12 protein-coding genes are annotated in these 12,917 nt (G+C 74.4%); 2 read left to right on the top strand and 10 right to left on the bottom strand.

Annotated features, from left to right (window positions below):
• Position 1: 1 nt before the first annotated feature.
• From LOK46_RS07585 to LOK46_RS07540, 10 genes are all read right to left on the bottom strand, one after another.
• Complete coding sequence (locus LOK46_RS07585; protein ID WP_273563213.1) at positions 2-886, bottom strand: lysozyme inhibitor LprI family protein; 885 nt, start codon at positions 884-886, stop codon at positions 2-4.
• 100 nt (positions 887-986) lie between these two features.
• Positions 987-1,406 (bottom strand): hypothetical protein, encoded by a 420-nt coding sequence (locus LOK46_RS07580; protein ID WP_273563212.1) that lies wholly within the window; start codon positions 1,404-1,406, stop codon positions 987-989.
• A gap of 119 nt (positions 1,407-1,525) precedes the next feature.
• Entirely contained in the window at positions 1,526-2,305 is a 780-nt protein-coding gene (locus LOK46_RS07575; RefSeq protein ID WP_273563211.1) for a hypothetical protein, read from the bottom strand.
• 61 nt (positions 2,306-2,366) lie between these two features.
• Positions 2,367-3,152: a hypothetical protein gene (locus LOK46_RS07570; RefSeq protein ID WP_273563210.1), complete on the bottom strand. Its 786-nt coding sequence runs from the start codon at positions 3,150-3,152 to the stop codon at positions 2,367-2,369.
• Between the two features lie 52 nt (positions 3,153-3,204).
• Positions 3,205-4,542, bottom strand: coding sequence for a hypothetical protein (locus tag LOK46_RS07565; protein ID WP_273563209.1), 1,338 nt, complete (start codon positions 4,540-4,542; stop codon positions 3,205-3,207).
• A gap of 9 nt (positions 4,543-4,551) precedes the next feature.
• Positions 4,552-5,979 carry a peptidoglycan-binding protein gene (locus LOK46_RS07560; RefSeq protein ID WP_273563208.1) on the bottom strand — a complete coding sequence of 476 codons (1,428 nt, stop codon included), beginning with the start codon at positions 5,977-5,979 and terminating at the stop codon, positions 4,552-4,554.
• Entirely contained in the window at positions 5,976-7,337 is a 1,362-nt protein-coding gene (locus tag LOK46_RS07555) for a hypothetical protein (RefSeq protein WP_273563207.1), read from the bottom strand. Before LOK46_RS07555 ends, LOK46_RS07560 begins: the two co-directional genes overlap by 4 nt.
• 22 nt (positions 7,338-7,359) lie before the next feature.
• The gene (locus LOK46_RS07550) at positions 7,360-9,315 is read right to left on the bottom strand and encodes an AAA family ATPase (RefSeq protein ID WP_273563206.1); all 1,956 of its coding nucleotides are present in this window, start codon (positions 9,313-9,315) and stop codon (positions 7,360-7,362) included.
• An 88-nt stretch (positions 9,316-9,403) separates the two neighbouring features.
• The gene (locus LOK46_RS07545; protein ID WP_273563205.1) at positions 9,404-10,504 is read right to left on the bottom strand and encodes an AAA family ATPase; all 1,101 of its coding nucleotides are present in this window, start codon (positions 10,502-10,504) and stop codon (positions 9,404-9,406) included.
• A 3-nt stretch (positions 10,505-10,507) separates the two neighbouring features.
• Positions 10,508-11,002 (bottom strand): hypothetical protein, encoded by a 495-nt coding sequence (locus LOK46_RS07540; protein WP_273563204.1) that lies wholly within the window; start codon positions 11,000-11,002, stop codon positions 10,508-10,510.
• Positions 11,003-11,375: 373 nt separating this feature from the next.
• Between LOK46_RS07540 and LOK46_RS07535 the strand changes: the two genes are divergently transcribed.
• Complete coding sequence (locus LOK46_RS07535) at positions 11,376-12,008, top strand: LuxR C-terminal-related transcriptional regulator (RefSeq protein WP_273563203.1); 633 nt, start codon at positions 11,376-11,378, stop codon at positions 12,006-12,008.
• Positions 12,009-12,124: 116 nt separating this feature from the next.
• The gene (locus LOK46_RS07530) at positions 12,125-12,901 is read left to right on the top strand and encodes a hypothetical protein (protein ID WP_273563202.1); all 777 of its coding nucleotides are present in this window, start codon (positions 12,125-12,127) and stop codon (positions 12,899-12,901) included.
• The last annotated feature ends 16 nt before the right edge of the window (positions 12,902-12,917 follow it).

The following is a 12,917-nucleotide window of genomic DNA, read 5'->3' as shown; positions in this document are numbered from 1 at the left end:
GTCACCGGCCGCTCGGGGCGCCCGCGGGCGCGGGCGGGCTCGACCCCGGGTCCGTCCGGGCCGCCGGAATCGGGTCGGGCGGCGGATAGGCGGGGTCGGTCAGGCAGGTCGAGAGCCAGGTCTCGGCATCGGCGTCCGAGGCCAGCTCGACGTCGAGGGTGGCCCGAGGGCCGGCGGGTGCCGCCGTCGCGCCGGCGGCGGCCGGGGCGGCGGGCCGCGCCCAGCGGCCGGCGGGGTTGTCGGGACCGGGGCACTCCGCGTCGTCGCCCCCGCCGATCGTGCAGGTCGCGACCGTTCGCGCGGCGCCGTCGACGACCCGCGCGACCGTGCGCGTCTCGGTGGTGTGGCCGCTCGCCCAGTCGTCGGACAGCGTGCAGACCCGGTCGCCGTTCTGGTAGCGCCGGCTGCCGAAGCAGCCGTAGACCCGGTCCTGCCCGACGGGCAGGAAGTCGCACGCCGTGTCGAACCCCGCGAAGGGGCCGCCGGTGAACCGCGCCGCGAAGGCCCGCTGCCGCAGCGCCGCCGCGATCCAGTGCGGCCGGGCCGGATCGCTCCTCGAGCGACCGGACAGGTCCTTGGTCCGTGCCCGGATCGCCCCCAGCACGACGGCGCGCGCGTCGGCCGCGTCCAGCTCGCCGAGCCGCGTGTCCCGGGCCGCCACCCAGCGCTTCTGGCTGGCGATCAGCATCGCGTGGATCTCGGGGTCGTCCGCGCCGTGCAGGAGGCCGGCATAGGCCGAACCCAGGGCGGCGTCGGCCTTCCGGAGCGCCGCGTCGGCGCAGATCAGGCGCTCGAGCGGGCTGACCGCCTTGCGGCAGTCGATCGCGCGGGCCGATGCCGGCGCCAGGAGGGATGCGGCGAGGGCGGTCGCCAGGAGACGCGTCATGGCCGGCCCCGCACTGAACCCCGCACTGAACCTCGTACCGAACTGCGCATCCGAACCTCGCTTCTGGACCGCGTGCCTGGAGCCGGTCACCGACCGGGCCCTACTGCGCCGCGGCATCGACGACGCGGCACAGGTTCTGGTCGACGTCCTGACCGACCTGCCCGGCCTGCACCATGAACAGGGCGTCGACCCGGCTGCCCGTCCCGGCCTTGCGCACCACGACCCGCAGCGTCTGCGGTCGCCCCGAACCGGACGTCTCCTGCTGGGCCGTCAGGGTCCCGAGCGCCTTCTCCGCGTGCACGCCCACGAACCCCTCGGCCAGGACCGCCCGCGTCACCCGGTCGAACGCGGCCTTGGGGCTGACCGAGGGGAAGACCATCCACGTCTTGTAGGTGATGGCCTGGAGCATCGGCGTCCCCTCGCTCCGGTAATGGTCGCGGCATGTCTCCGCCGCGGCCGCCGGGAGCGTGATCGTCGACAGGATGGCCGTGTAGACGAACGCGTTCCGCATCGATCCCATGGGGCGCCTCTCACTTCGTTCTGCTGGTGACCTGCCGGACCTGCGCGGCCGGGTCCCGGTCAGGCGTCGATCCGTGCGGGTGTGGGAGGCCGGCCTGCGCCGGCCGGCGCCGCGGGGTCTCAGAGCTGCGGCGCGGCCGGTGGCCGGGCGCGCGGCGGCGGCGCCATCGCGCGCGGCGCCGCGGGCTCGGTCTGCGGCGCCGCGCCTGACGCGGCCGCCTCCGACTTCGGAGGTTCCGCGACCGAGCCGCGGACCGTGTCGCGCAGGAAGTCGCCGGTGCTGGTGCCGGCCTCCCGGGAGGCCGGGGCCGGGATCGCCCGCGCCGCCGGCGCGGCCTGCCCGGCGTCGCCCGCGCGCGGGATGGGGACCTCCGACACCGCCGGGGCCCGGCGGGGCTCGCCCGGCGGCACGGTGATCCGGAACGTGTACGGCACCGTCGACCCGTCCCCGAAGGTGACGTCGATCGACAGGGTGTCGAGACCGGAGAAGTCGGGCCGCGCCGTGTAGTAGAGCGACATCGAGTCCTTCTTGGCGTCCTCGCAGCCGTCCGGCTGCCGGATCTGCGCCCCGGTCTCGTCGACCTTGGCGCTGAGGATCCGGAACTCCCGCCGCTGCTCGACGCGCCCGCCGCGCGGCGGCCTGACGAGCTCGATCGTGGCCGCGCGCGAGCGGCAGCCCTGCGTGGCGAAGTAGTAGGTGAAGCCCTGGAGGAAGATCCGCTGGCCGGGGCGCGCGGTCTTGCTCTCCACCTCCGCGCGGGCCGGCAGGGCGAGGCCGAGCGACAGACAGAGCGGCAGGCAGAGCGGCAGGCAGAGCGCCGATCCGAGGGCGCGGGCGCCGGCGCGCCGCCGCGGTCGGGTCGCTGCGAAGCGGGGGGCGTTCGGGAGGCGCTGATGCACGGGACTCGTCCTCGGCTTGGCGATGGGGGCACGGGCGGCCGATCCGGCCGTCCGCGGCGCGTCAGAGCTGCGGCGCGGCGGGCGGGCGCGGCGGTGCCAACTGCTGCGGCGGCGGTGCGGGCGGTGCGGGCGTGCCGGACGCGGGCGCCGCGGCCTCAGCGGCCTTCGGAGGCGGCGCGGCCGGCGCCGGCCGGGTGGCCGGGACCGCGTCCCGGACCGCGTCGCGCAGGAAGTCGCCGGTGCTGGCCTCCTGGGGCGCCGGAGCCGGAGCCGCCCGCTCGGCCGGAGCGGCCCGCGCCGTCGGGGCCGGCCGCGCGAGGCCCGCGTCGCGGGGAGCGGGCGCCTGGGACATCGCCGGCGCCCGCCGGCCCTCGCCCTTGGGCACCGTGATCCTGTAGGTGTAGGTGGCGTCCTCGCCGGTGACGAAGGTGACGATCACCGACACCGTGTCGTGGCCGGCGAAATCGGGCCGGGCCGTGTAGTAGAGCGTCCGCGCGTCCCGCTCGACGTCCTGGCAGCCGTCCCGCGACGGGGTGCCGTCGATGTTCTGGCCGAGGACCAGGAACTCGCGCCGCTGCTCGATGCGGCCGCCGCGCGGGGGCGTGACCAGCTCGATCGCGGCCGCCGGAACCGACGGGCAGCCCGGCCGGGTCTCGTGGGTGGCGTAGCCGTCGAGGCGGACCCGCTGCCCGGGCCGCGCGGTCACGCTCGTGGATCCCGCGAGCGCCGGGCCCGCGAGGCAGAGTCCCAGGACCCCGACGAGGACCCCGACGAGGATCCCGGTGCCGCCGGCCCGCGCCGGCCGCGCGTCGCCGGCCGCTCCCGTGGTCGCAACGCGTCGTGCCATGGCATCCTCCTCGAGTTCGCGGGCCGGGCGGTTCCGGTCCGCGGCGGGACCCTCACTTCGCGTCGCCGCGGGTCAGGACCGGCTTGCCGCCGTCGGTGCGGAACCGGACCGCGTAGGTGCTGTTCGCCGACTGGGCATTGCAGGTGATGACCACCGGGCCGCCCATCGGGTTGGGCATCTCGCAGGTGCCCTTGACCTTGAAGGTGGACTGGTCGCGCTCGGCGTACATCAGCGCGTCGACGGGCTGGTGCAGGGTGCCGCCCTCGACGAAGCCCTTGGCCGAGGCCGTGAACGCCATGGCCTTGCCGTCGGTGGTGCCGAAGATGAACCCGGCCTTCGGGCTGCCGACGACGGAGGTGTTCACCGCCTCCGGGGCGCAGGTCGCGGTGAGGTCCTCCCCGTCCATCATCAGGGACTCGCAGCGGCCCTTGAAGGACAGCTTCAGGAACGTGCCCGGCGGCGGATCGCGCCCCTCCGCGCTGTCGCGCGGCGCGGGTGGCGGCGACGGAGGTGACGGCGGCGTCTCGGGCGGGGCCGGAGCCCGGGCCTCGGCCGGCCGGTCGCGGGCCGGCGCGGTCCCGCCGTCCCGCCGGTCCCAGCCGCCGCGGGGCTGGCCGGGCTGCCAGACGCAGAGACGGGCGCCGTCATTGTCCCAGCAGGGGCCGCTCGGCGACAGGGCGCCGAGGGCCTCGGCGGCGCGCAGGCCCCCGGACGACCCGTTCCAGAAGGCCGTGGCCTTCAGCGGGTTCTGTGGGTCGCGGACGAGCTGCGCGACGACGTCGAGCTTGCCCGCGGAATAGGAGCGGATCTCGAAGCCGCGGGCGCCGGTCTGCCCGGTCTCCGACCGGAACTGGCAGGCCCCGTCGAGGCGGACATCGCCCGCGACCTCGAGGTAGCAGTCGGCGGCCCGCGGGGCGCCGGCCTCGGGCGCCGCCGCGGGGGCGCCGCCGAATCCGGGGCGGCCCTCGCCGACCTTCCAGGCGCAGATCCGGCTCCGGGACCCGGTCCAGCAGGCGCCCTCCGCGGTGACGCCGTCGGCGGGGCCGTCCTCGGGCTTGCCGCCGGGCTCCCGGTTCCAGGTCGCCGTGCCCTGGCCGGGCGCCGTCACCGACACGACCACGCCGTCGCGCAGGTAGCCGTTGGTGTAGGTGGCGAGGCGGAACCCGCCCACCCCGTAGCTGCGCGCGTCGGTCAGGAACTCGCAGACCCCGTCGATGACGGTCCTGCCGTCGGCCGCGAAGAAGCAGTCGGCCTTGCGGACCTTGATCTGCGCCTGCGCGGCGGCGGGCACGAGCAGGCCGGCGAGCAGGCTCGCCAGCAGCGCGGCGGCGCGGCGGTTCCCGGCCCGGGGGACCGGGAACCGCGCGGGATCCTTGCGGCGGGGGCCCATGGCCGTCTCCTATGGATTGCCGAGGAGGCGGCGCGCCGCCTGGATGGTCCGGTCGTTGCGCTGGTCGACGACGCGGCCCTGGTAGAGATTCCGGTCGGCGAGGCGCTGCTGGAGGGCGGCCCAGAAGCCGGCGCCCCACTGGTCCTGCTCGAGATTCTGCAGGATCTCGGTGGACTTGAGCTCGAGGGCGCGGACCGTCATGTCGGCCGCCTTCGCGGGGTCCCGCTGCAGGCCGGCGCCGCCGAGGTCGTACAGGAAGGCCGCCGAGGTCGCCGCGGGGGCGAAGGAGCGCTCGACCGCGAGGCGCTCGAGATAGCGGCTCGCCAGGGGGCCGTCCGGCGCGGTGACCCGCTGCTCCTTGTTGGCCGGGGACAGGTGCATCGCGGCGTAGAGGTACTGCGCCACCGGGACGCCGCTCTCCGCCAAGCCCCGGAGCTTCGCCGCGTCGGCGGCACTGGAGGCCGCGCTCTTGGACAGCGCGATGAGGTCCTCGACGCTCGGCGTCGCCGCGGGCGGTGCCGGAGGCGGCGGGCCGGCGGGCTTTGCGGCTCCGGGGTTGCCGGCTCCGGGGTTGCCCGCCCCCGGATTACCGGCCCCGGCACTGCCCTGCGGGCCGGCACCCCGGCCGGCCAGGGCCAGCACGGCCGCGCGCGTCTGCGGCGTCGCCGTCCCATCGGCCGGCCCCGTGTAGAAGCCGCGCTTGGCGAGGTCGCGCTGGATCGCCGCCACGAGGTCGGGGGGCTGCCGGCCGAGCTCGTCCGTGAAGGTGGTGACCGCCCGCGGCAGCTTGGCCGCCACCGTGTCCATGTAGAGGTCGGCGGCCTTCTGCGGATCCCGCGGGACGCCGCTCCCGGCATCGGTGTAGCAGCCGGCGATCCAGTAGAGCGTCGACCAGGAATCGAGGTAGTTGTTCCGGGCCGCGACCGGGTTCGCCCGGAAGGCCAGCCCGTAGCGGCAGCCCCGCTCGAGATCGTGCTGGCCGCGGGCCGGGTCGAGCAGGAGCTCGGTCATGCCGCGCTGGGCTCCGGGGAAGCCGAGGTCGGCGGGCTTCTGGTAGTAGGTCAGGGCCTTGGCGGCGTCGGGCTTGACCGGGTTCCTGGCGTAGACCGCGGCCCATTCGGGATTGTAGAGGGCGCCCATGAACGACCGGGCGCTGACGTCGCCGGCCTCGGCGGCCGTCCGCAGCTTCTCGAAGGCGGCCCGGTCGCCGTCCTTGCCGGCCTTGTCGAGCAGGTCGAGATAGAGCTTCTCGTTCTCCTTGCTGTCGGCGGGCTTGCCCCACTCGCCCGCGGGCTTCAGCAGCGCGAGGGCGAGGCCGGCCAGGAGCGCGACCGCGGCCTGGGGCAGGACCAGCCAGGCGAGGCGGTAGCGCGCGTCCGCGTACCAGAGCGTCGCGTGCGCCCGGAGCCGGTCGGTCCCGATCGTGACGCCGCTCATGACTTGGCTTTCATGTAGGCGCGCAGGGCCGTGATGACCGCGGAATTGCGCTTGTTCTCGACCGGGAGCGTGTAGAAGCCGCGGGCGGTCAGCGCGGCCTGGATCGCGCCCCAGAACCCGTCGCTCCAGCTGCTCGACTCCGGGTACAGCAGCCAGAAGGTGACTTGGTCGTCCTTGAGGTCGACGCCCCGCAGGGCGAGCGCGGCGGCCTTCCGGGGATCCTTGGCGACGTTGCCGTAGCCGGAATCGTACAGCACCGCCGCCTCGCCGGCCGCCATGCCGTTGCCGGCGGCCGCGGCGCGCTCGTAGGCGGCTACGGCGACCTGCGCGTCCGGCGCGAAGACGTCGCCCTTGTTCATCACCGGGTTGAACAGGCGCGCGTAGGCGGTGAGCGCGTCCGCGTCCCCGGCCTCGGCGCGGCTCTTCAGGTCGGCCATCTTCCGCCGGTCGCCGGTCCGGGCGGCGGCCTGGAGGGCCAGCACCTCCGGATCCGGACCCTTGGGCGCCATCCGCCGCGGCTCGGGCCGCGGGGTCGCGACCGTGTTGGTGATCCCCGCCTCCACCTGGAGGGCCGTGATGATCCCGGGATTGGGCCGCCCGTCCACCGGGCCGATGTACCGGCGCTGCTCGGCCAGGTGCCGCTGGATGCCCGACACCAGGGCGGGGTTCTGCTGCCCGAGATTGTTGATGAAGGCGTCCATCGTCGGCCGGTGGCGGCGCCACAGCACCGCGGTCACCAGCCCCCCGGCCCGCACCGGGTCCTGCGGCAGGCCGCTCTCGGGCTCGACGTAGCAGGTGGCGAGCTTGACGGTCAGCCGCTCCTCGCCGGTGATCGTGCGCTCGAGCGTCTCGGGGGCGTCGATCCAGGTCTGGGCGAGGCGGCAGCCGCGCCGGAGGTCGCGGTTGGGGTTGGCCGGGTCGAGCAGCACGTCCGCGAGGCGCGCGACCGCCAGGAGATCGCCGATCGCGGCGCCCGGTCCGTAGAGGGCGGCCGCCCGGGCGAAATCGTTCGGCGCGGGCTTGTTCGGGAAGTAGGCGGCGGTCAGGGGGTCGTAGAGCGTCCCGAGCTTGGTCGCGGCGTCGATCTGCCCCCTGGTGGCCGCGGCGGTCAGCGCGTCGAACGCCTTGCGGTCGCCGTCCTTGCCGGCCCGGTCGCGCAGGGCGCTCAGCTCGGCGAGCCGCGCCTTCGAGGCGGTGGCCGGCTGACCCCAGACGCCCTGCGCGGCCAGCGCCATGCACAGGCCCGCCACCGCGCAGGTCACGGCCTGCGGCAGGGCGAGCCAGGCCAGGCGGTAGCGGCGATCGTCGTACCAGAGGGCCGCGTGCGCGCGCAGCCAGTCCTCGCGGGCGATGCTCATGGCCGCGACGGCTCCCGGGCCATCACGACAGGGCGGCGGGGCGCGGGGCCCCGCCGCCGAGCGCCCGCTCGACATCCACGAGCTCGAACTGGCCGTAATCGCCCAGGGGATCGCTGGCGAGGCGCATCGCCTGGGCCTCGCGCAGGCGCTCCATGAGGGTGCGCATCTCGCGGGCATTGGCCCAGTCGTGCCGCTGCGCGCGCTGCTCGACCCACGGGATCAGCAGGGTCTCGAAGCGCGGCGGCAGCCGGAAGGATTGCCGCGCCGCCATCAGGCGCAGGATCTCGACGAGGTCGTAAGGGTCGTAGGCCGGGAACGCGACGGTCTTGGTGAAGCGGCCGGCGAGGCCGGGATTCGTATCGATGAACCGGGCCATGTCGCCGGTGTAGCCGGCGACGATCACGATGATCCGGTCGCGGTTGTCCTCCATGAACTTCAGGAGGGTGTCGATCGCCTCCTTGCCGAAATCGCTGCCGCCCCCGCCGCCCTCGGCCAGGGTGTAGGCCTCGTCGATGAACAGGATGCCGTCGAGGGCCTCGCGGCAGCGCTCCAGGGTCTTGGCCGCGGTCTGGCCGACGTAGCCCGCCACCAGCCCGGCCCGGTCGACCTCGACCACGTGCCCCTTCCGCAGGACGCCGAGCGCCCGGAAGATGTCGCCCATGATGCGCGCCACCTCGGTCTTGCCGACGCCGGGGGGGCCGGTGAACACCATGTGCTGGCTCACCGCGCCGACCTCGATGCCCTCGGCGCGGCGCCGCGCATCGACCAGCACCCGCGCCGCCACGGTCTTCACCTGCTCCTTGACCGGCGCGAGCCCGATCATCGCGTCGAGGCGGGCCATGACCTTCCGGGCCGCGTCCATGTCGACCGCGCCGCCGGCCTGGCGGCCGAGGGCCGCCGCGATGTCGGCGGGCTCGAGCCGGTTGATGTCGCCGCCGGGGCTGGCGGAGAGGCGCAGCGCCTGCGCCTGGCGGGCCTTCTCCAGGACCGTGCGCATCTCGCGGGCGTTGGCCCAGTCCTCGGCCTTCGACCGGGCCCCGACATAGGCCGCGAGGTCCTTCTCGAACCCCTCCGGCATGACGAAGCCCTGGCCCGCGGCCATGCGCTTCAGGATCTCGGCGAGTTCCGGCGGGCTGTAGGGCGGGAACTCGACGGTCTTGGTGAAGCGGCTGGCGAGGCCGGGATTCGCGTCGATGAACCGGCGCATGTCGTTGGTGTAGCCGGCGACGATCACGATGATCCGGTCGCGGTTGTCCTCCATGAACTTGAGGAGGGTGTCGATCGCCTCCTTGCCGAAGTCGCCGCCGCTCCCCCCGCCGGGCGCCAGCGCGTAGGCCTCGTCGATGAACAGGATGCCGTCGAGGGCCTCCCTGCAGCGGTCCAGGGTCTTGATCGCGGTCTGGCCGGCGTAGCCTGCCACCAGCCCGGCCCGGTCTACCTCCACGAGGTGGCCCTTGCGCAGCACCTTGAGCGCCTTGAAGACGCTGCCGAGGACCCGGGCCACCTCGGTCTTGCCGACGCCGGGCGGTCCGGTGAACACCATGTGCTGGCTCATGGCCGCCACCGGCAGGTTCTGGGCGCGGCGCTGCTGCTCCACCTGCATCCGGGCGATGACGCCCTTCACCTCCAGCTTCACGGGCTCGAGCCCGACCATGCCGTCGAGGGTCGCGAGCGCGGTGGCCAGGAGGTCCTTCTTCTCCGCGCCCGCACCGTCGTCCACGAAGCGGATCGGGCGGATCTTGCGGCTCGCCCGGGCCCGGTCCAGGGCGCGCCGCGTCGCCTCGATCCGCGCCGGGATGTAGCTCGCCGCCAGCAGGCCCCCGACGAGGCCGCCGAGGATCAGGCCGTTGCGCAGCAGCGCCGACGGCGTCGCGGCGAGCGACCCGAGCACGTCCGGCCGCAGGGCGAGCAGCAGGCCGGTGGCACCCAGCACGATGACCCCGAAGAGCGCGACCGGATGCTTGTCGAGGCGTTCCATGGACGTGGCAAACCTTGGTGCTGGCCCTGGTGATGGCCCTGGTTATGATGGCCTGGGTGCTGGGCGCGCGTGGCCCCTCGGGCCGCCCTCAGGCGTCCTCGCCGGTGGCGCGGAGCAGATCGACGATCTCCAGGCGGCGCAGGTCGCCGCCCTGCAGGGCGACCCGGGCGGCCTGGGCCTCGCGGGCCTTCTCCAGGAGGGTGCGCATCTCGCGGGCGTTCGACCAGTCGTCGGCGCGGGACCGCTGCGCGAGCCAGGGGATCAGCGCCGCCTCGAAACCCTCGGGGAGCGCGAATTGCTGCCGGGCCGCCATGCGCCTCAGGATCTCGCAGAGATCCTTCGGGCTGTAGGGCGGGAACTCGATGATCTTGGTGAAGCGGCCGGCGAGGCCGGGATTCGTGTCGATGAACCGGCGCATGTCGTTGGTGTAGCCGGCGACGATCACGATGATCCGGTCGCGGTTGTCCTCCATGAACTTGAGGAGGGTGTCGATCGCCTCCTTGCCGAAGTCGCCGCCGCCCCCGCCGCCGGCGGCCAGGGTGTAGGCCTCGTCGATGAACAGGATGCCGTCGAGGGCCTCGTGGCACTTCTCGAGGGTCCTGGCCGCGGTCTGGCCGACATAGCCCGCCACCAGGGCCGCGCGGTCGACCTCCACGAGATGCCCGCGGCGCAGCACTTCGAGGGACCGGTAGATCTCGCCGATCGCCCGCGCCACCTCGGTCTTGCCGACGCCGGGCGGCCCGGTGAACACCATGTGCTGGCTGATCGCCGCCACCGGCAGGCCCTCGGCGCGCCGCCGCTGCTCCAGCTCCAGCCGCGCGATCAGGGCGTTGACCTCGCGCTTGACCGGCGCGAGCCCGACCATGGCCTCGAGATTCGCGATCACGGCCTCGGGGGACCGGGCCTCCACGACCCGGCGCGGCGCCACGATCAGGCGCGGCAGGGCCAGCAGGCCGCCGGCCGGCTGCCCGAGGCCGGCCTCCGCCTTCCGCGCGGCCGTCGCGGTCGCGGCGAGGCCCAGCGCCGCCAGCAGGGCGACGGCGATCCCGATCGCCGCCTTCCAGCGCAGCTCCGGCCCGGCGGCGTTCCACCAGGCGACCGGGCCGTAATCGGTGCTCAGCAGGAGCGGGGTGAGGACCGCGACCACCAGCCCGGAGACGACGAAGGGGAGGATGGCGGATTTCGACATCCGTCAGCCTCCGCAGGGCTTGCTGGTATTCCAGATCACGGGGATTCGCTGGACGCCGCCGGTCGTGTCGATCTTCAGGCCCGGCGTCAGCTCGACGAACACGTCCTTGGCGGCGCCCTCGACGGTGATCTCGCCCTTGCCGGCCTCGTAGGGGGCCGGGAACGGGACCGCGATGTTGATCGGCCCGTCGGCGACGTTGAAGGCCGGGGACAGGTAGTTCCCGGCCCGGATGCGCACCACGCCGCCGGCGTCGGCCGCCATCTTCGACAGGCGCATCTGGCCCAGCGGCGCCCGGCAGGCCTTGGCCTCCGCGACGATCTTGTCCTTCTCGTCGGAGGGCAGGGTCTCGGCGGCCTTGTCGATCTCGCCCGCCTTGACCAGCGTCAGGGCCGGCCGCGCGGCCGTCCCGGCGGTCTCGCCGCCGCCCGAGAGCAGCACGCCCGCGACGGCGCCCGCCGCCACCAGGCCGCCCACGATCGCGATGAGGCTCGGCGACACGCCCGGCCTGGCGGAGGCCGCGGGGCTCGGGGCCGCGCGGGGCTCGGAAAGCCTATCCTGAGCCTGCCGCTCAGCATTCTGATGTTCGACTTCCGACATCCAGCGGGCCCCCGAACATGGAACGACGTAATTCGTGCGTCGCGTCGGCGCGCACGACATGACAAGCAGCCTCGCTACTTTTGGAAAGAGTCGAAGAAATTCGCGGGCCGATGCCTGTCACCATGACGGGCCGACTTCTAGGCAGGCGGAAAAAACCGGTCTACTAGTGTATATGACCTATCGTCGCAGGCTTGACAGGGCCTGGATTTTCCTCGGCATGGCTCTGCGCCGCGACGTCGTGGGGATGGAGTCCGATGCTGCGATCGGGAGTGGCATGAACGGCTCCGCGCCAGAGACCCTCATCGTTGCCGACGATCATCCGCTGTTCCGCGAGGGCATGCGGCGCGTCGCGGAACGGCTCTACCCGCAGGCCCTCGTCCGGGAGGCCGCCACGATGGAGCAGGTCCTGGCGATGGCCCGCGCCGGGGCGCCCCCGCGGGCGTTCCTCCTGGACCTCCTGTTCCCGGGCCTCGATCCCCGCCGCTCCATCGGCGCCCTGCGCGTCGAGTTCGAGCGGGCCTCGATCATCGTCGTGTCGATGATCGAGGACGAGGGCCTGATCCGGACCGTCATGGCCGAGGGCGCCGACGGCTTCATCGGCAAGGCGCTGCCCGCGGCGGAGATCGCGCAGGCGATCGCGGCGATCCGCGACGGCGAATTCGTGATCCGGCGCAGCCCCGTCTCGGGTCTCGCCGCGCCGCGCGGCCCGCTCCCGCCCCTGACGCAGCGCCAGCGCGACGTGCTGCGCCTCGTCGCCCAGGGGCGCACCAACAAGGAGATCGCCCGGGAGCTGGAGATCTCCCCCTTCACGGTCCGCATCCACGTCTCGGCGCTCCTGCGCGCCCTCGACGTCACTTCCCGTTCCGCGGCGGCCGCGAAGGCCGCCACGGCCGGCGTCGGGGATTGAGGGGAAACCGTGCGGCGGGGCCGATCGTACACCTGTCCGAATGGCCCGGTGCCGGGCCCCGTGGCAGAGCCCGGCGCATGAGACGGGCGGGACGGGCGGGACGGGCAGACGGGCGGTTGCCGACGGGTTCGGCCCTGGCAATGCTGGCCGGGTTCGCTGCCGCGCCCGCCGCGGCCGATCCCGACCTCGCCATGCTGCCGCACGCCGCGGTGCTGGCGGCGATCTGCGGGCGGCCCGCCGACACGGCGGCCGAGACCTGCCGGATGAAGGACGGACGCACGGCGGAGTTCTGGACCGCCGCGATGTTCTCCACCGAGACCGGGAGCCGGTTCACCGGCTTCGTCACGATGCCGGCCCCGGGCGCGGACGCCGCGGCGCCCGACCGGCTGAGCGTCGCGGCCGCCACCTACATCCTCAAGGACATGCGCTGGCGCCTCGAAGGCGTGCAGGTCCTGTCCGGCCGGATCGGGACCGGAAACCGCGACGGCGGCGCCCCGGAGGTGGACGAGCGTCTCGGCGCGGTGGTCAGGCCGCTGAGCCGGGGACGCCTCCTGATGGGCCTGCGCCTCACCGCCTACGGGACGGCCGGATCGCAGGGCTTCTCGTTCCTCCTCCTGCAGTTCCGCGACGCGCCAGCGCACTGGACGCTCGCGGGCGAGGTCGCGGCGGGCGCCGACGAGACGGCCGGCTGCGCGGAGGATCCCTGCCGGCTGGGGTCGAGCACGGGGCGGCTGGAGATCCTGCCGGAGGATCCGCGCGATCCCGCCGCGTGGCCCCCGGTCCGGGTCACGCTGAGCGGCACCCTGCCCGGCGCGGACGGGACGCCGCGTCCGGCCACGGACCGGGATGCCCGGGTCCATCGATTCGATCCGGCCGCCGGCACCTACCGCTGACGGTGCCCGCGACCGG

It is taken from the genome of Methylobacterium sp. NMS14P, assembly GCF_028583545.1.
In the GTDB taxonomy this organism is placed as follows: Bacteria; Pseudomonadota; Alphaproteobacteria; order Rhizobiales; family Beijerinckiaceae; genus Methylobacterium.
This window is presented reverse-complemented; position numbering and strand designations above follow the sequence as displayed.

Excerpts from the sequence above, each read along its gene's own strand:
- LOK46_RS07585 (WP_273563213.1), bottom strand. The coding sequence starts at position 886 with ATGACGCGTCTCCTGGCGACCGCCCTCGCCGCATCCCTCCTGGCGCCG.
- LOK46_RS07580 (WP_273563212.1), bottom strand. The coding sequence starts at position 1,406 with ATGGGATCGATGCGGAACGCGTTCGTCTACACGGCCATCCTGTCGACG.
- LOK46_RS07570 (WP_273563210.1), bottom strand. The coding sequence starts at position 3,152 with ATGGCACGACGCGTTGCGACCACGGGAGCGGCCGGCGACGCGCGGCCG.
- LOK46_RS07565 (WP_273563209.1), bottom strand. The coding sequence starts at position 4,542 with ATGGGCCCCCGCCGCAAGGATCCCGCGCGGTTCCCGGTCCCCCGGGCC.
- LOK46_RS07560 (WP_273563208.1), bottom strand. The coding sequence starts at position 5,979 with ATGAGCGGCGTCACGATCGGGACCGACCGGCTCCGGGCGCACGCGACG.
- LOK46_RS07555 (WP_273563207.1), bottom strand. The coding sequence starts at position 7,337 with ATGAGCATCGCCCGCGAGGACTGGCTGCGCGCGCACGCGGCCCTCTGG.
- LOK46_RS07550 (WP_273563206.1), bottom strand. The coding sequence starts at position 9,315 with ATGGAACGCCTCGACAAGCATCCGGTCGCGCTCTTCGGGGTCATCGTG.
- LOK46_RS07545 (WP_273563205.1), bottom strand. The coding sequence starts at position 10,504 with ATGTCGAAATCCGCCATCCTCCCCTTCGTCGTCTCCGGGCTGGTGGTC.
- LOK46_RS07535 (WP_273563203.1), top strand. The coding sequence starts at position 11,376 with ATGAACGGCTCCGCGCCAGAGACCCTCATCGTTGCCGACGATCATCCG.